The organism is Luteolibacter yonseiensis (assembly GCF_016595465.1).
GTDB classification, from domain to species: domain Bacteria; phylum Verrucomicrobiota; class Verrucomicrobiia; order Verrucomicrobiales; family Akkermansiaceae; genus Luteolibacter; species Luteolibacter yonseiensis.
This window is the reverse complement of the sequence record NZ_JAENIK010000011.1, coordinates 1,192,439-1,211,214: the sequence shown is the minus strand read 5'-3', so window position 1 is coordinate 1,211,214 and position 18,776 is coordinate 1,192,439. Positions and strand designations below refer to the sequence as shown.

The 18,776-nt window shown below is 59.9% G+C and carries 10 protein-coding genes; 5 read left to right on the top strand and 5 right to left on the bottom strand.

The window, feature by feature from the left end:
• Positions 1–183: 183 nt before the first annotated feature.
• Positions 184–3,675 (bottom strand): RCC1 domain-containing protein, encoded by a 3,492-nt coding sequence (locus tag JIN84_RS14805; RefSeq protein WP_200351817.1) that lies wholly within the window; start codon positions 3,673–3,675, stop codon positions 184–186.
• Positions 3,676–3,855: 180 nt separating this feature from the next.
• Here JIN84_RS14805 and JIN84_RS14800 point away from each other — a divergent pair, with 180 nt between their 5' ends.
• Positions 3,856–6,012 carry a prolyl oligopeptidase family serine peptidase gene (locus JIN84_RS14800; RefSeq protein WP_200351816.1) on the top strand — a complete coding sequence of 719 codons (2,157 nt, stop codon included), beginning with the start codon at positions 3,856–3,858 and terminating at the stop codon, positions 6,010–6,012.
• 21 nt (positions 6,013–6,033) lie between these two features.
• Here JIN84_RS14800 and JIN84_RS14795 read toward each other — a convergent pair whose 3' ends face one another.
• Positions 6,034–6,429, bottom strand: a complete 396-nt coding sequence (locus JIN84_RS14795; protein WP_200351815.1) for a hypothetical protein — start codon at positions 6,427–6,429, stop codon at positions 6,034–6,036.
• 186 nt (positions 6,430–6,615) lie between these two features.
• Between JIN84_RS14795 and JIN84_RS14790 the strand changes: the two genes are divergently transcribed.
• The 4 genes from JIN84_RS14790 (at position 6,616) to JIN84_RS14775 (ending at position 9,860) form a co-directional block, all read left to right on the top strand.
• Positions 6,616–7,638: an adenosine deaminase family protein gene (locus JIN84_RS14790; protein ID WP_200351814.1), complete on the top strand. Its 1,023-nt coding sequence runs from the start codon at positions 6,616–6,618 to the stop codon at positions 7,636–7,638.
• Positions 7,639–7,657: 19 nt separating this feature from the next.
• Complete coding sequence (locus tag JIN84_RS14785) at positions 7,658–8,044, top strand: hypothetical protein (RefSeq protein ID WP_200351813.1); 387 nt, start codon at positions 7,658–7,660, stop codon at positions 8,042–8,044.
• A gap of 196 nt (positions 8,045–8,240) precedes the next feature.
• Entirely contained in the window at positions 8,241–9,200 is a 960-nt protein-coding gene (locus tag JIN84_RS14780) for a ring-cleaving dioxygenase (protein ID WP_200351812.1), read from the top strand.
• 33 nt (positions 9,201–9,233) lie between these two features.
• Positions 9,234–9,860, top strand: coding sequence for an alpha/beta hydrolase (locus tag JIN84_RS14775; RefSeq protein ID WP_200351811.1), 627 nt, complete (start codon positions 9,234–9,236; stop codon positions 9,858–9,860).
• 681 nt (positions 9,861–10,541) lie between these two features.
• Here JIN84_RS14775 and ppdK read toward each other — a convergent pair.
• From ppdK to JIN84_RS14760, 3 genes are all read right to left on the bottom strand, one after another.
• The gene (ppdK, locus tag JIN84_RS14770) at positions 10,542–13,382 is read right to left on the bottom strand and encodes a pyruvate, phosphate dikinase (RefSeq protein ID WP_200351810.1); all 2,841 of its coding nucleotides are present in this window, start codon (positions 13,380–13,382) and stop codon (positions 10,542–10,544) included.
• 193 nt (positions 13,383–13,575) lie between these two features.
• Positions 13,576–15,498 carry a transcription termination factor Rho gene (rho, locus tag JIN84_RS14765; protein WP_200351809.1) on the bottom strand — a complete coding sequence of 641 codons (1,923 nt, stop codon included), beginning with the start codon at positions 15,496–15,498 and terminating at the stop codon, positions 13,576–13,578.
• A gap of 590 nt (positions 15,499–16,088) precedes the next feature.
• The gene (locus JIN84_RS14760; RefSeq protein ID WP_200351808.1) at positions 16,089–18,707 is read right to left on the bottom strand and encodes an Amuc_1098 family type IV pilus outer membrane protein; all 2,619 of its coding nucleotides are present in this window, start codon (positions 18,705–18,707) and stop codon (positions 16,089–16,091) included.
• Between the last annotated feature and the right edge of the window lie 69 nt (positions 18,708–18,776).

Sequence of the window (18,776 nt, the reverse complement as noted above, 5' to 3'; positions counted from 1 at the left end):
ATACGCCACGTTCCGGTGTCGTTGGTGAATCTCGCCGGACTACCCGCCATCAAGAGCCAACCAGAGGATGGGATCGGGAATCAGAAGATTCCCTGGATTCAAAAAAACCGAGGCGCGAAATCCTCAGAAATCCTCAGAAATCCTCAGAAATCCTCAGAAATCCTCAGAAATCCTCAGAAATCCTCAGAAATCCTCATCTTCCTCGTTCTCTTCCTGCTCTTGCTCTTCCATTTGATCCCCCAGTTCGTCGAAGTAGCCATCCAATCCGGTGATCCACACCCGGTTGTTGTTCAGTAGGAAAAGGCTGCGGGCGCCCATCGCGGAGATGGCCCGGACTCCCGTCATCACCTTCACAGGCTTGGAGCGGGAGGCGTCCGAGCCGTCCGCGAGCTGACCTTCCGCGTTACGTCCCACGGCCCAGACGCTGCCGTCTGTTTTCAAGAAAAGGCTGTGGTCTCCTCCGGCCGAGATCGACTTCACCCCCGTCATCACCCGCACCGGCTTGGTACGCGAGATCGTCGTGCCATTGCCAAGCTGCCCGAAGGAATTCCAACCCGTCGCCCAGACGCTGCCATCCTTCTTGAGGAAAAGCGTGTGACTGTCTCCTGCGGAAATTTCCTTCACCTCCGTCATCACCTTCACCGGCTTGAGGCGGTTGGTCTTCGATCCATCCCCCAGTTCACCACTTTTGTTATAGCCCGTGGCCCACGCGCTGCCGTCCTTTTTCAGGAAGAAACTGTTGGAACTTCCTGCCGTAACGGCGGTCACCCCGGTCATCACGCGCACCGGCACGCGGAGGGATTTGGTTTTGCCGTCCCCCAGTTGGCCGTATTTGTTGTATCCCGTCGCCCAAGCGCTCCCATCCTTCTTCAGGAAAAGACTGTGCTCGCCTCCCGCCGAAACCGCTTTCACGTCCTTGAGCACGCGCACGGGTCCGCGACGGGTCATCGTGGTGCCATCGCCCAACTGGCCGTTGTTGTTTCGTCCGGTCCCCCACGCGGTGGAGTCGGTCCCCAGGAATAGGCTGTGACTGGTCCCTGCCGAGACCGCCTTTGCTCCCGTCATGGTCAGCAACGGGAACCAGCTTCCTTCCTCGTCTCCGGCACCCAGCTGCCCGTAATCATTATATCCCAGCGAGAGCACCCGGCCGTCCTTTTTCAGGACAAAGCCGTAGTCATAACCCAGCGATATAGCAGCCACCTCTGTCGACAACGGCATCATACGGACCGGCCTGACATGATCGGACTTCGTTTCATCACCCAGTTGGCCGTAATTATTCCATCCCACCGCCCACACGCTGGCGTCCTTCTTCATGAAAAGGCTGTGCCCGCTGGCGGCGGAAATCGACAACACATCCGTCATCACTTTCACCGGGATGTTCCGCTGGGTCCAGGTTCCGTCACCCAGTTCTCCATCGAAATTCCATCCGGATCCCCACACGGTGCCATCCGTTTTCAAGAAAAGGCTGTGATCGTATCCTGCGGAAACCGCACGAACTCCGGTCATCACCTTCACCGCCGTGCGTCGCGACGTGGTCGTCCCATCGCCGAGTTCTCCATCGTTGTTTTCTCCCGCAGCCCACACGCTGCCGTCCGTTTTCAGGAAGAGGCTGTGCTCATACGCCGCGGAAACCGCCTTCACGCCTGTCATCACCTGTACCGGCGTCATCTGGTATTCTTCCCCACCAACACCGAACTGGCCTGAAGAATTGTTTCCCGACGCCCACACGCTGTCGTCCGTTTTCAGGAAAAAGCTGTGCCGGTAACCTGCCGAGATCGCCTTCACTCCCGTCATCACCAGCACGGGGGAATTGAGCCGCATTTCCTCATCCCCGTCATCTTCATCATCCCAGTCATCCTCCCAATCGTCATCCCAGTCATCCTCTCCGTCGTCGGTTTCTTCGTCAGCCGGTGCGCCAATGCCCAACTGCCCGCTGCCATTGTTTCCCATCGCCCACACGCTGCCGTCGGTTTTCAGGAAAAGGCTGTGGTAGGCACCCGCCGAGATCGACCGCACACCGGTCATGATTTTCACCGGCGTCACGGAGCTTCCGACATCACCAAAAAAGTGATCCCCGGTGGCCCACACGCTGCCATCTTTTTTCAAAAAGAGGCTGTGGGCGTTCCCCGTCGAAATCTCCTGAACATTGGTCATCACCTTGACAGGGGACCGGCGGTTTCTGGTGGTTCCGTCGCCCAACTGGCCGTCGTGGTTGCTGCCGGTTCCCCAAACACTTCCGTCGGACAGCAATACAAGACTGAAGCCGATCCTCGCGGAAACGGAAGCCACTCCCAAGGGGGATTCATGGGGAAGAACGGTCAAAACGGAGGACCCGCTCGTGGAACTGCCTGCCTGATCGCTCACCACACAACGGAAACTGGCGCCCGTATCAGCCGCAGACACATTCCTGAGCGTGTAGCTGGCCGCCGTGGCCCCCGGAATGTCCACTCCGTTCCTCTGCCAGCGGTAGGCCAGGGGAAGCTCGCTCGTCGCCGTCACGGTCCATGTCCCGTCAGTCCCCGTCCTCATCCACTGGTTTTGAGGATGAGCGGTGATGATCAGCCTGGTCTCAAAAATCCGGACCGGTGTCCGGCGGTTCACCACGGTCGTTCCATCTCCCAGTTGTCCGTAAGCATTCCATCCCACCGCCCACGCGCCTCCGTCGGTCCCGATGAACAAACTATGGGTTCCCCCCGCCGAAATGGAAGCCACTCCCGTGGTCATCTGGAGCGGAAAAGGGCTGGTCGTGATCGTACCGTCGCCCAACTGGCCGGAGCCGTTGTAGCCCGCCGCCCACAGGCTTCCATCCGTCTTCAGGAAGAGACTGTGAAGTCCTCCCGCGGAGATCGCCTGAATTCCGGTCATAACCTGCACCGGAGTGCTGCGGCTCACCAAAGTGCCATCACCCAATGAGGCGTAATCGTTCCGGCCCACCGCCCACACGCTGCCGTCCGTCTTCAGGAAAAGTCCGTAGTGCTCTCCCGCGGCGATCGCGGCCACTCCCGAAATACCGACCTGCACCGGCGTACTGCGCGAAATCTTCGTCTTGTCCCCCAACTGGCCGTAGGTATTGTCTCCCGTCGCCCACACGCTTCCATCATTCTTCAGGAAAAGGCTGTGATGATATCCTGCGGAGATCGCCTTCACGCCCGTCATCACCTGGACCGGAATGGCCCGCGCCGTTTTCGTTCCATCTCCCAATTGCCCGGAAGCATTGTCCCCCGCAGCCCAGACGCTGCCATCCTGCTTCAAAAAGAGGCTGTGGTTGCGTCGTGCCAGGATCGCCGTCACTCCCGCGATCACCTGCACCGGAGTGCTGCGGGACACCATCGTTCCATCGCCGAGCTGGCCGGAGGTGTTCAGGCCGACCGCCCAGGCGGTGCCGTCATCCTTCAAAAACAAACTGTGCCTGTTTCCCGCCGAGATGGCCGTCACTCCCGTCATCACCCTCACCGGGAGGGGGCGGTTCGTTGTCGTGCCGTCGCCCAATCCACCACTGGTATTCTCCCCCCACGCCCATGCGCTGCCATCGGCTTTCAATACAAAATTATGATTGCTGCCGGCTACCACGACCGGGGTGACGGCCTGAACCCGGGCCAGCGATGTCCATGAAAACAGGGCGAATACCAGAAGCCATAGGCTCCTGAAACGGGAGGAGGGGGGAGGGATGATCATCTGCGTGACGAGATCTTTTTAAAGAAGAGTTCCAGCGATCATACAAGAGATTTCAACAAGCCGCCGGTGGTGTGAAACAACCGGCCCGGGGTCCGGTGCGGGCATCACATCTCCGCCAGCAAACGATTTCCATTGGCTTCCACGTCGCCATCCGTTAGGGCAACCACAGTCGTTCCAGTCATGAAACCGTTTCGCATCCTCCCGTTTCTTGTCCTCATCGATCAGGCGATGGCGGTTCCCCTGCCTGAGCCACGGCCTGTGAAGACGGATTATTTCGGTACGGTCATCGAGGACCCCTACCGTTACTTCGAGGAGAAGCACCAGCCGCAGGTCGCCGCATGGGCCCGTGCGGTCTCCGATGAGACCATCGGAAAACTCTCCAAGCTGCCGGACAGGGAACGCATCGCGAAATGGATCGCCGAGGCGGACCAGAGTCAGGGTGACAAGGTCGGCTGGGTGTCGGAACCCTCGCCGGGGGATTACTATTTCCTCATGCGGAGGCAGGACGATCCCATCGAACTGCTGTTCCACCAAAAGCCCGGCGGCAGGCCGGAGTTGATCCTCGATCCGCGCCAGGTGGTGAAGGGCGACGGATCTCCTGTCACCATCAAGGCGTTCACCGTCTCTCCCGATCTCAAACACATCGCCGTCACCATCACCGCGGGTGGTGGTGAAATGGCCAGCCTCTATGTCTACAATCTGGCGGAGCAGAAAATGGTGGAAGGCCCCTATGACCGCGCCCGCTGGGGAGCGGCGGAGTGGCTTCCCGACAGTTCGGGCTTTTTCTACACCCGGTTGCAGAAGCTCGCTCCTGATGCCGACCCATTGGAAACCTTCCAACGCGGTAAAACCTGGTATCACAAGCTCGGCACTCCGGAGTCCGCAGACAAAGCCATCTTCGGCGAGGGGGTGAATCCCGACGTGCTGGTGAAACCGGAAGACATCGTCTTCGTCAGCCCCCTGGCCGACACCGGCTGGGCACTGGCCACGAATGAAAGCGGTGTCTCCGCGGACTACATCCATCATCTCGCACGGGTGGACGAGATCCTTTCCGGAAAACCCCGCTGGCGGAAGATCTGCGATCGTCCGGACCTCGTCGGCTCCATGAGCGGCGGCGGATTCGCCATCCATGGGGATGAGATTTTCCTCCTCACCCGCAAGGATGCGCCCAACGGAAAAATCATCCGCCGTAAGCTGACGGAGGATGGCCTCGGAGAAATGAAGACCCTCTACACCGCACCGCGCGGCTCCATCCAGAATCTGTCCGTTAGCAAGGACGGGATCTATGTCCGCACGTTGGACGGCGGTCCGAGCCGGCTCGTCCGGCTGCCATGGGATGCCCTCGACAAGCCAGAAACCATCACCACCGCCGAAGAGGGACGCATTTCCCTGCACGATTCCCCGGCCGGTCATCCGTCGCGGGAAGGTGTCGGTTTCACCTTGGACTCATGGACCCGCCCGGCACGGTTTTATCACACCACACCAGGCAAATCCTTGCCTGAGCCGAGCGCGCTCCCTCAGCTCCGGGAACCCGGGATCTCCGCGAGGCTCGTCAGCCGCGAAACGATGATGCCCGGCCACGACGGCGTGATGATCCCCGTATCCATCATCCACCGGAAGGATCTTCCCCGCGACAAGACCCATCCCGTCATGCTCATCGGCTACGGCGCATATGGCATGTGCCTGGAACCGGGCTTCCGTGCGGCTGAGACCGCCCTCTTTGAAATGGGTGGCATCAAGGTCGTCGCCCACGTCCGTGGCGGCGGAGAGCTTGGCGAGGAATGGCGTCTCGCAGGCTATCAGAAAACCAAGCCGAACACTTGGAAGGACATGATTTCCGTGGCGGAGGGACTCGTTCGCGATGGACTGACCACTCCCGGCCAGATCTGCATCCACGGTCGCAGCGCGGGCGGAGTCACCGCGGGGCGCGCACTTACGGAAAAACCGGAAGCCTTCGGCGCGGTGCTCATCGGCGTGGGCCTGACGGATGCCTTGCGCGCGGAGAATTCTCCGAATGGAGTGCCGAACATCCCCGAATTCGGCACCACCAGGACGAAACCCGGTTTCGAAGCCCTGCGGGAGATGAGCGCCTACGAGCATGTGAAGCCTGGGGTGAAATATCCACCGACACTGCTCTATCACGGTGCGAACGATACCCGCGTGGAACTCTGGCAATCGCTGAAAATGACCGCCCGCCTGCTCGCGGCAGGTGGGGAAAACTCGAACGTCGGATTGAGGATCGACTACCAGACCGGACACGGCAGCGGGGCCTCCCGCGAACAGGAAAACTCCCTGCAAACCGATCTGCTCTCGTTTTTCTTCGCGAACTGCGAGTAGGAGACTCCCCTTCCTGACGCCTCATTCCCCATTCTTGGATGGCGGCGTGTAATTCACATTTCCGAGCGTGTCCTCGGCCAGCTTGTATGCGTCCAGCAACTTCTCCATCGTGAAGTCTTCCTGATTCTTGTAACGAAGAAGGGCGGTTTCCAATATCCTCCACGCGGCCCTGATTTCCGCGGCTTTGCCGCCGAGGTTGAAATTCGTTATGAATCCGAGGGCCAGCGATGATGAAAACGCCAGACCGGCCAAAACCCATTTGTTATCGATCAGACCGGCAAATGCCGTCACCCCAAGTGAAAGTGCCGTTGCGACGATGCCCAAGGCAACGAAGGTCCGGTTCGTGGAAACCGCCATACGGTGCCAGACTTCGAGCCTCCGGGCGAACTCGGGTGGGGGTGGTTGTTTTTCAGCCATATTGATAAACACGCGGGGTTGATTCCAACAAAACAATGTGGTCGATTTCACGACTGAATATCAAGAGGGAAACCCGGCGGACGCCTTTATCATCCCGCAATCGCAATGATCCCTCAAAGCCAGCCCCTCCGCAACGCCCGCCGCATGCAGCATTGCAAGTCTGTCAAAAATCAGGTCCACTCGTCCATGCACGACCTCCACATCCACCTCGGCGGAGCAGTTCCATCCTCGGTGCTCTGGGAAATCCTCTGTGACAACGGGCTGCGCACCGAGTATGTCGATTTCACCAGTTTCCACGATTCACTGACCGCCCGCCCCCACGAGGTGAAATCCCTGGATGACTTTCTGGGCCGTTATTTCCAAGTGACGGAGGAAATCCAGTCCTCTCCCTCGGCGGCCAGCGTTTCCGCCTATCAGGTCGTAGCGAAAGCCTACCGCCGCGCCCAGGTCCGCGCGCTGGAGCTGCGCTTCAACCCACAGAAGCGCATGCGCCACGGACTGCACACCATGGACGCGATCATCCTGGCCGTCATGCAGGGGTTGGAACGTGCCTCTCTGCACTACGGCGTCGCCACAGGCATCATCCTGTCATTGGGCCGCGATCTTTCCCTGGAATCAAACTGGCTCATCATCGAGGCCGCCATCAAGTGGCGCAGCCGTGGCTCGCTCAATGGCGCGAACGGTGTCGTCGGCATCGACATGGCCGGCCCTGAGTCCCGCTCGCTCGAACTCAGCAAACCCTGGATGAGCGAGGTGTCCGCCATGATGGAGAAAGCCCGTGATTCCGGACTGAAGATCACCTATCATGTCGGCGAAAGCGAAGCCACCGGGCCGAAGGGCATGCTGAACGTGATCGAGTCCATCCGCCCGGACCGCATCGGCCACGGCATCGAACTGCGGAACGCGAAGGGAAAGGTCAAGGACGCGCTCGTCACCCGGTTGCGTGAAAACTCCATCTGCCTGGAGCTGTGCCCCACCGTGAACCTCGTCACCCGCGTGGTGCCGGACTACGCGTGCGTCGCGGATTTCGTGAAAACCCTCGCGAAAAACGAAATCCCTTACTGCATCAACACCGACAACCCCTACCTCATCCACACCAACCTCAGGCAGGAGTATGAAGTCGTGGGCAAGGAACTGGGAGACGACGCCAGGCCGTTGCTGGACCTCAGCAGGAGCCACGCGAAGGAGCACCGGTTCCTGAGAGAGTGAGATTTATCGCACAAGATTCATGCACGTCACACCGTCACAAGAGCGGATGAAAAAGATCACGCTCTCCGTCACCCTTCTGGGCATCATCGCGGGAGTCTGCATCGGCTGCAACCAACTTCTGGTTCCTTTGGCCGGGGTTTTCTTCGGACTTCTCATGATCTCCCCGCTTTTCTTGACCCTCCTGATTTCGAATTCAATGGTGGGAACCGCCACACAAGTGGTCCTTCTCGGTTCCACCCTTGGTTATCTGACCAATCTGATCTATTTGATTTACTTCAGTTCGAACCCGGACAATCCCATGCGGTTGATATACTCGGTTCCCGTAATGATCGTGCTATGGTTTATCGCGGCATATCTGGGACTTACCCGTTCTGAAATCAAACGCCGCCAGAAGAGAACCAGTTGATATCCGGAATATAAGAACGGCTTCCGCCCCATTGGACACGGATTTCCCCAACCGTTGCTATCCGGCAAGAGTCTTCACGCGCATCATCGGCAGGCCTCCGGCACTCCATCGCAAGGAATGCCCCATGCGGAACCGGTAGTCTCAGCCATACAACTCCGCATTATCCAAAACCCCGGATCCCGTGCATGCTCCGGACATGAAAACACAACAACCCGTTCTTCATGGCCTCCACCACGTCACCGCCGTCACCGCCCAGGCGCAGCGGAATCTCGATTTCTACACCCGCACGCTCGGCATGCGCCTGGTGAAAAAAACGGTGAACCAGGACGACGTCTCTGCCTACCACCTGTTCTACGCCGACGCCGTTGGCAGCGCGGGATCGGATCTCACCTTCTTTGACTGGGCTCACACTCCGACCGTCCGGATCGGCGCGGGCACCGTCAGCGAAACCGGCCTGCGCGTGCTCGGCGGAGAAGCTTCCTTGGAGCAATGGATAAAATGGTTCGACCAACAAAAGGTCGGACACGGAGCCATCGAGGTCCTGGCGGGCCGCCCCACGCTCGCCTTCCAGGATGGCGAAGGACAACGCCTCCGCCTGATCGCTGACGATGCCTCCGGCACGGAGGTGCATCCATGGCACGGCAGCCCTGTCCCTCTGGAAGCGGCCATCGTCGGACTCGGCTCCGTCAGCCTGACGGTGGGCGATGTGGACGCGACCTCTCAATTCCTCACCGGAGTGCTCGGTTTCAAAAACGACGGCGACCTTTTCGAGACCGGCTCCGGTGGCACCGGCACGCAACTCCGTTTGGCGGGCTCCACCAGCCGTGGCCAGGACGGCGCGGGCGGCGTGCACCACGTGGCATGGCGGGTGAGAGACCAGGCGGAATTGCTCGATTGGCAGCGCCACTTGGAAAGCCACGGCCACCGCACCTCCGGCGAGGTGGAGCGACACTATTTCAAATCCCTCTACTTCCGCATCCCCGGCGGCATCCTGTTCGAGATCGCCACGGACGGCCCAGGCTTCGCCGCGGATGGAGAGGATCCCGCTCATCTCGGGGAAAAGCTCGCGCTGCCTCCTTTCCTCGAACCCCACCGTGCGAAAATCGAGGAGGGAATCAAGCCGCTGGACTATCAACCAAGCAAAGCGAAAGGTTGATCGTTGTTTGTCAGAAAGAAAGAAACCACCACCATGACACCTGACTTCATCCATCGTTTTGTTCCGGCATCCGGCGGAAACGTCGCCACCTCCCCCACCCTGTTGCTGCTCCACGGCACGGGTGGCAATGAAGACGACCTTCTCCAACTGGGTCATTCTCTCGCGCCGGGTGCCAACCTGCTCAGTCCGCGTGGAAAAATTCTGGAGAACGGCATGCCGCGTTTTTTCCGGCGCCTCGCCGAGGGCGTGTTCGACGAGGTCGACCTCCTGCGCCGCACCCAGGAACTGGGAGATTTCGTCATCGCCGCAGCCAAAGAGTATGGCTTCTCACCGGAAACCATCACCGCGGTAGGCTACTCGAACGGAGCGAACATCGCCGCGAGCCTGCTGTTGCTCAGGCCGGGGATCTTGAAAAACGCGGTCCTGCTGCGGGCGATGGTTCCGCTGACACCGACGAAAGCTCCCGACCTGACAGGCACCCGGGTGTTCCTCGCCAGCGGTCTCAGCGATCCCATTCTTCCCATCGACAACGCGCGCACTCTCGGAAAGATGCTTCGCGATGCGGGTTCGGAGCTGACTCATCTGGAAATCAACACCGGCCACCAGCTCACGTCCGGAGAACTGGACACGGCGAGGACATGGCTCGGTGACGGTTCCTGATCATCCCTATCACACGCCGCCTTTATGAAACTGGAGCGCGGAATTCATTCCGCGCGAAAGTTTCCGGCATGGTGCCGTCCGATAACGGATCGGTTGACGCGTTTTGTAAAAGAGTGTGGCCGCCGCGGATTGTAAAATCACCTGATGGTTGGAACCCGGCACGATCGTGCCTGTCCGGCGGCGATGATATTTCGAAAAATATGTCTTAGAAAGACGCGTGTCCGCAATTCCTCGAAGGCGTGTGATGACACTCCATGACACGTGGGTAAATGCCGCAACCTATGAGCGGCCCTTGTCATCCGCCACAACGGAACTTTCGCGTGGAATGAATTCCGCACTCCAGTTTGACCATTGCTCCGGAGCCATCATCCCCTCGCAGATCCAACCGGATGATCCTTGCAAATGGCCACCACTCCGGTTCCTGAGAGGTTGGATCAAGGAAACGATGCCACTTGAAAGGTGGTGGCGCACAAAACCTCACCACCGGCGAATCACCCTTGGCGGTGAAAACACTCAAGACCACGTGACCGCTTACCTGTCGGAGTCCGTATCCATCTCCGCTTCTTCCTCCCCGCTCCCGCGTCTTGCTTCCGCGTTTCCGTTCTCCCCATCAGCCATCTGCAAAAAAAGCCGCCCCGGTTTCCCGGGGCGGCTTGGAATCATTCGTCGAGCGTCAGAAGATTACTTCTTCTTGGCTGCCGCGGCAGCGCGCTTCTCGAGAATCGCAGCCTGGGCGGCGGCGAGGCGGGCGACCGGCACGCGGTATGGCGAGCAGGACACGTAAGCGAGGCCGACGTTGTGGCAGAAGACCACGGAGTCAGGATCACCACCGTGTTCGCCGCAGATGCCGAGCTTGATGTCGGGGCGGGTCTGGCGACCTTTTGCGACAGCGGTCTCGATGAGCTGGCCGACACCGGTGGTGTCGAGCGTGGCGAACGGGTTCTTGGCGAACACGTCGTTCTCAACGTAGGGCAGCAGGAACGCGCCCATGTCGTCACGGCTGATGCCGAGCGCGGTCTGGGTGAGGTCGTTGGTTCCGAAGCTGAAGAACTCGGCGTTTTCTGCAATCTGGTCGGCGGTGAGAGCACCACGTGGGACTTCGATCATGGTGCCGACCTGGTATTCGAACTTCACCTTCTTCTCGGACATGACTTCCTTCGCAACGCGATGGACGATCTCGGCCTGGAGATCGAACTCCTTCTTGAAGCCGACGAGCGGGATCATGACCTCAGGCTTCACCTTGATCTTCTTCTTCGCCACGTCAGCGGCGGCTTCGAAGATGGCGCGTGCCTGCATCTCGGTGATTTCCGGATAGGCGATGCCGAGACGGCAGCCGCGGTGGCCGAGCATCGGGTTGAACTCGTGAAGGTCGGAAACGCGTTGGATGATGGTCTCAACCTTGACGCCCAGCTTCTTCGCGAGGTCGTTCTGCTGTTCCTTGCTGTGAGGAAGGAATTCGTGAAGCGGTGGGTCCAGAAGACGGATGGTCGCTGGCAGGCCCTTGAGCACGGTGAAGATGCCGGTGAAATCCTCACGCTGGTATGGGAGGAGTTTCGAGAGGGCGGCCTTACGCGCTTCGAGCGTGGTGGCGAGGATCATCTCGCGCATCGCGTCGATGCGGTCGCCTTCGAAGAACATGTGTTCGGTACGGGTGAGGCCGATGCCCTTCGCGCCGAACGCGAGTGCGATGCGGGTTTGCTCCGGAGTGTCGGCGTTCGTGCGGACGGACATGCGGGTGGCTTGTTCGCACCACTTCATGAGCTGCTGGAAGCCCTTGAACTTCTCGGTGGCCATCGCTGCCTTGTCACCGCTGACGATGCCGGAGATGATTTCGGAAGGAGCGGTTTTCAACTCTCCGCCGAAGACCTTGCCGCTGGTGCCGTCGATGCTCATGAAGTCACCTTCCTTGAACACCTTGCCGGCCGCGGTGACGGTCTTCTTGTCGTAATCGATTTCCACTCCGCCCGCTCCGCAGACGCAGACCTTGCCCATCTGGCGGGCAACGAGAGCGGCGTGGGAGGAAACACCACCCTTGGAGGTGAGGATGCCTTCGGCGGCGATCATGCCGCGGAGGTCTTCCGGGCTGGTCTCGGTGCGGACGAGAAGGACCTTCTCACCGCGTGCCTCGGCGAGCACGGCGCGCTCGGCGTTGAGATAGATCTTGCCGGAAGCGGCACCCGGGCCGGCGGGAAGGCCGGTGGCGAGGGTCTTGGCCTTCGCGACGTCCGCGAGGTCGAAGATGGGAGCGAGGAGCTGCTCGAGCTGCTCGGCGGGGTTGCGCAGGATGGCGGTTTCCCAGTCGATGAGCTTTTCCTTCACCATGTCCATGGAGAACTTGAGGGAAGCGGCGGCGGTGCGCTTGCCGTTACGGGTCTGCAGCATGAACAGCTTGCCTTCCTGCACGGTGAACTCGATGTCCTGCACGTCCGTGAAGTGTTTTTCAAGGATGGTGCGGACCTTCATCAGCTCCGCGTATGGCTTCGGCAGGGCGGCCTTGAGGGTGCTGACGTTCTCAGGGGTGCGGACACCGGCGACGACGTCCTCACCTTGTGCGTTGATGAGGTATTCACCCCAGAATTCGTTTTTGCCGTTGGCCGGGTCACGCGTGAAGGCGACGCCGGAGCCGGAGGTTTCGCCGGTGTTGCCATAGACCATGGCCTGAACGTTCACGGCGGTACCCCATGCGGCGGGGATGTTGTATTTGCGGCGATACACGATCGCGCGGTCGTTCATCCAGGAACCGAACACGGCGCCCGCGGCACCGCGGAGCTGGTCCCAGGGATTGGTTGGGAAACCCTTGCCGGTGCGCTCCTTGACGAGTGCCTTGAAACGCTTGACGAGTTCCTTCTGGTCGTCGGCGGTCAGGTCGGAATCGATGATGTCCTTGTGATAGGTCTCGTGTTTGAAAGTCTCGATGACAACTTCGAACGGCTCGTGGTCCTCGCCTTCGGCCTTCTGCACGCCGAGCACGACGTCGCCATACATCTGGATGAAACGGCGGTAGCAGTCCCATGCGAAGCGCTCGTTCTTGGTGGCGGCGGCCAGGGAGAGAACGGTCTCGTCATTGAGTCCGAGGTTGAGGATGGTGTCCATCATGCCGGGCATGGAGTCGCGGGCGCCTGAGCGGACCGCCACGAGAAGCGGCATGCCCTTCGCATCGCCGAACTTGGCACCCATGATCTTCTCCATGTTCTTCACACCGGCCTCCATCTCCGCCTGGAGGGAGACAGGGTAGGTACGGGAGTTGTCGTAGAAGTAGGTACAGACCTCTGTGGAGATCGTGAAGCCCGGAGGCACCGGCAGACCGATCCTGGTCATTTCAGCGAGGTTCGCACCTTTGCCGCCGAGAAGCGCCTTCATGCCGCCGTTGCCGTCAGCCTTGCCAGCTCCCCAAGTGTAAACGTATTTGACCTTCTTGCTTGAAGCGGTCTTCTTCACTGCCGATTTTTTGACCGCGGACTTGGCGGCTTTCGGAGCGGTTTTCTTGGCGGCTGGTTGCGCTGCCTTCTTTTTGGTTGCCATCGTTGTGGTTATATCGAGTTAAGAGAGCGTTGACTGCTGGAAATGGAGGGAGATGGTTCGCCCGGCCCAGCACAAGGCGCGGGAGGCTATGCACCTGTCCTAGCAGTGTCAATGAAGCAGTTGCGGGAAAAATGGAGTCCGCAAGCCTCAAATCACACTGTTTGGAAAATGAATTTCAACCGGGAATCCCCCCTCAGCGGAGTCCGCGCAGCAGGAGTTCCGCGTTGGTCTTGGTCGCCTTCAGATTCGCCAGCAGGGTCTCGATGGCATCGCCGATGGGCTGCTGCGCGAGCTGCTTGCGGATGTCCACCACCTTGAGGAATTCATCCGGGTGGTAGAGGCGGTCGTCGTTTCGGGTGCCGGACTGCGGGATGTGGATGGCGGGAAACACCCGGCGCTCGGCAAGCTCCCGGTCCAGGCGGACCTCCATGTTTCCTGTGCCTTTGAACTCCTCGAAGACGACATCATCCAGACGGCTCTCCGTCTCCACAAGCGCTGTGGCGAGGATGGTGAGCGAGCCTCCCTCCTCGACGTTGCGCGCGGTGCCGAAGAACTTCCGCGACTTCTGAAGCGCCGCCGGGCTCACGCCGCCGGAGCCGATCGGGCCGCCCTGCATCGCCGAGTTGTGGCCGCGGGCGAGGCGGGTGAGACTGTCCAGCAACAGGATCACGTCCTTGCCCTGCTCGACAACACGCTTCGCACGCTCGATCACCAGGTCCGCGACCTGCGCGTGACGCCGTGGAGACTCGTCGAAAGTGGATGCGTAAACCTGCGCGCCAACGGTCTCTTCAAAATCGGTGACCTCCTCAGGACGCTCGTCCAGCAGGAGGATGATCAGCTCCGCGTCCGGATGGTTTTTCCGGATCGAGCGCGCGATCTGCTTCAACAGGATCGTCTTCCCGCCACGCGGCGGAGCCACGATGATGCCGCGCTGCCCCTTGCCGAGAGGGGCGATGAGATCGATGACGCGCACACCGAGGAAGTCATTCCCCTCCCCTTCCAAATGGATGCGCTGGTCCGGGAAAAGCGGTGTGAGCTTGTCAAACTCCGTCGACGCCTTGAACTCCGCGGCGGGTTTTCCCTCGATCTCGATCACCTCGAAACCCGAGAGCAGCTTGTCACGCTCGCGTGGCGCACGAACCTTGATCTTCACCTTCTGACCGGTACGCAGTCCGAAATCGCGGTTCAAATGACCGGCGATGTGGATGTCATCCGGACCTGGACGGAAACTGCGCACCGGATCCCGCAGGACCGAGACATTGTCCTTCGTCTGCTCGATGATGCCCTCGCAAACCAGCTCCGAGCCTTCGTGGCAGAAAAACGTCAGCAACTCATAAACCAACTGGCTCTTGGAGATCCCGCCCTGGATCTTCGCGGGCACGGCCTCGGCCATCGCTTGCAACTCCGCCAGTGGCTTGAGACGGAATTGATTCACGTCAATGAACGCAGGCGGCGGCGTGGCGGTGGCTACCACGGCGGGAGCTTGGGATTCCGGAGATTCGGATTCGTTTGGAGGGATCATGAGAAATGGTTGGACGAAACGTCGGATTTGAAATTTGAGTACCGCAGGCGACCCCTCGTTCCAAAAAACCACATCCGCGAGGGACATTTTTTCCTGAATCGGGAGCTGTGCGGCAAGGATGGACTCGATGAGAGGATCGTCGAAACCGTTGCGCGCCTTGAGCCGCCGGACTTGTGTGGAACGGGAGGAAGCGACGACGAGCACCTGAGTCTGGCCGAAATCGAAACCCTTCTCAAACAGCAGCGGAACGTCCGCGACGAATAATTCCGCCCCCCGTTTAGCAGCCTGCTCCAGGGAATCAAGACATTCCTGCCGAACCCTCGGGTGAAGGATACCCTCCAATCTGCCCCGGGCCACCCCGTCGCCGAACACCCGCCCACGCAAAAAACCGCGATCTATCCTCCCCTCCCCATCCAAGGCAGCCGGACCAAAAACCCCGGCCACTTCTTCCGCCACTTCGCCGTCCGAATCCATGAGCCGGTGCACCGCCGCGTCGCAATCAAAAATCACAACGCCCGGCAACAGCTCCTCCAGCAACCGGCAGAAGGTTGTTTTCCCCGATGCGATCCCGCCGGTCAGTGCCATCACCCGCATGGAGGGAGAATCGTGGGATACCGCGAACAGGGCAAGAAAAGAAGAAACACCCGCCCGTTCGTCGGAAACGACTCTTTCGACGACAATGTGCCAAGCGGCGCTTTTGGATGGAATTCTCCGGAATCAGGGCGCCGGTGTTCGGTGCCGATCCAACTGGACGGATTTGCTTTTGGCAGCATCCCCTTTTGTCGTCCGGTGAGGGTACTTCTGTCGTCCGGTTGGTTCTCATACCACGGATCAGAACTCCCGGACTTCCCGACACCCACCCGGGAGGTCCTCGCAGGACAGGATGTTCCGCGGAGCAGTCGTCGGGATGACGAGGTTCTGCCGGCTGCCGCCGAAAGGAGCGCGTTCATCCTGAACGCTACGCGCCGTGGACATCCTGTCCACCGGCAGGCTGGGACGTGATCCGAAAGCAACCAATCCGGTAACTCCAGAAGCAACGACATCTTGCGATCATCCCAAGACCTCGACGCAAATTCAAAACCAACACAAAAACATATCCCTCATCCATTTGCGGCAACCACCCACTCTCAAAACGCAAAACGGGCGAAGGATCGCTCCTTCGCCCGTCAGTGAATTTTTATGGATCAGTTGGCGGGAGCCGGAAGGTCCGGAAGAACGCCACCATCGAAGCCGCCGCCAGTGCTTGCCGGGGCCGAAACCGGCACCGTGCTGCCTGCGTCAGGTCCGCGAAGCGGGCGTCCGGTCGCATCGATGATCTGCGCCGTGACGAAGATGATCAGGTTGCTCTTGATCCGGTTTTCCGACTTGCTCTGGAACAGGCGGCCGATGATCGGGATGTCACCGAGAATCGGCACCTTGTCCTCGACGTTCTGCACATCCTCACGCATCAGACCGCCGACCGCAACGGTGTAACCGTCATAGATGGTGAGCTGGGTGTTGACACGGCGGGCGGAGAAGACCGGCATTTCGATGCGGTTTTCGGTGATGACCGAAACGACCGGGTTGCCGAGGGCGTCCGTGGATGGCGACTGGATCGGGCTGCCGTAGTTGATGAAACCTTCGAATTCGACGATTTCAGGAACGAAGCGGAGATCGATCACGAAATCGTTTTCACCGATGGTGGGTTCGATTTCGAGCGTGACACCGGTGTTACGGGTATCGAACGCGGTCGGCGTCGCAGGAGTGACCGGGAAGCTGGCGCCACCGCCGCCACCGAAGCCACCGCCGAGACCGAAGCCACCAGTGACGGTGCTGCCGGTGCTGTTTGGAAGTTCGGGGGGCTCGTATTCGGTCGGGTAGATGAATTCACGGATGATCTCGATCGTCGCCTTCTGTTGCGACTTCGCGGTCACCGATGGAGCGGTCATCAGGTCCGTGCCTTTCTTCTGGGCAAGTCCGCGCATGATGAGCTGGACCTGGCCGTCGGAGAACAGACCGGTGAGAGCGGCGATACCAGGAGCGACGTTCGCAGCTTGTGCGGTGCGGCTCGGGTTGTTGAGGATCGCGTCGATGTTGTTACGGTTGATCGCCTGGTCACCGCTGCGGAGACCATTGGTCACGCCGTTGGTGGTGCCTTGGGAAGGATCGGCAGGGATGCCGTCCACCGAAGTTCCGTTGACCGGGCTGATGAAGTCGCCACCGGTGCGGCCGCCTTGGTTACCTTGGGTACCACCGCTGCCGAAGACCGTGTTGGAAAGACCGAATGGATTGACGATCCAGTCGAAGCCGAGCTCGTCGTTGTTCTCTTGGGAGATTTCAACAAACTTGGTGGTGATCTTCACCTGCTTCGGAGCCTTGTTCATCGATTGAACCAGCTGCTCGACCTTGTCGAGTTCCGAAGGGGTGTTGGTCACCAGAAGCGAACCGCCGCTGCTGAGGGTTGCGGAGCTGCCTTCGCCGAAGACGATTCCGTTGGCCTTCAGGAGATCAAGGATCGGCTTGCGGGCAGTCAGTCTCTTCGCACCGCTGCCGGAAGCCGATTCCGCGAACGGATCCGCAGCAGCACCGCCACTACCGCCGTCCTCACCACTGTCGAGCGAGGATTGGAAGTCAGGTGGCACCGTGAAGCTGCGGGTGAAGATTTCGTCGCCAGCTTCGGTCGCAGGAACGAGCGTCACCGCGAAGTCGTCAACCTTGTAACGAAGTTTGGTTTGATCGCAGATGTATTTGAGAGCTTGTGCGAGAGGCAGGTTGCGGACGCGCAGTTCCTTCACACGCAGGGTTCCCGGATCAGCACCGCCAAGAGGAAGGTCGGCACCACCTGGTGCGGCCGGATCGGCCGGACCAGCGGAGGCTGCGGCACGAGGACGACGGATCACGAAGTTGATTCCCTTTTTCGCAGGATCCGTTTCGGTCACATCCAGTTCGGATGCGCGGAGACGGAGGAAATCGATCGCTTCTTCCACCGTGGTGTCTTCGAAGTCGATGCGGGGAATGATGATTCTCTCAAGCTTTCTGGAGATATAAGCAACACCTTCGGTCGGGCCGTCTCGTCCGATGGTGGTGTTCGTCAGTTCAGGAGCATCGGGGGGAACGGAAAGTTCCCATGCGGCATCCACCTGCGCGAGAAGCTCGGCGCGTGTGTGGTCATAAGCGGCACGATAGTAGTCGGAACGGGCGGCGGCGAGTTTTTCAAGTCCGCGGCGGGCGGCGCTGTTGTAAGGATCGAGACGAAGCACGTCCTCGTAATTGCGCTTGGCGTCGTCATACTTGCCGAGGTTGTAGTTGCCTTCGGCGGTGTAGAGCGCGCGGCGGACCTGATCGACGTTCTTGGTGTGTTCGTAGGTGAGAGCCGGGTTGGTGCGGATCGGATCATCGAGGTAACCCAGTTCGCGCTTGGCATCGACATTGTTCGCATCGACGGCGATGACGCCCTCGAGAAGCGTGCGGGCTTCGGAATATTTGCCGACCTTGCGGTTCTGCATGGCAAGAGCGACGCTCGCGTCACTCAGGTGCGCAATGTAGCTTTGGCGGCGGTCGGAGACCATCGGCGCATCCGGCAGGCCGTCCAGTGCCTGGCGATATTTATCAACAGCTTGCTGATAGTCTCCCTTTTCATAAGCGGCACGACCTTCGATAAGAAGCGCGTCGCCCTGGGCGACAGCGTCCTGACGACGGATCATTTCACGCTGGGCGAGACCGCTGAGGCTGGAGCCTTCGCCGGCGTTCGCAACCGTTACGGTGACGGGCATGGAGGATGCCACGGCCATCAACGCGAGGGCGGTGCGACTGGTTCGATACATTGGCGTTTTTTGCATAGTGAGCTGAGGTTTTCTGGCGATGTTTTCGAGTTTTGGAAAGCGATTTTTTAG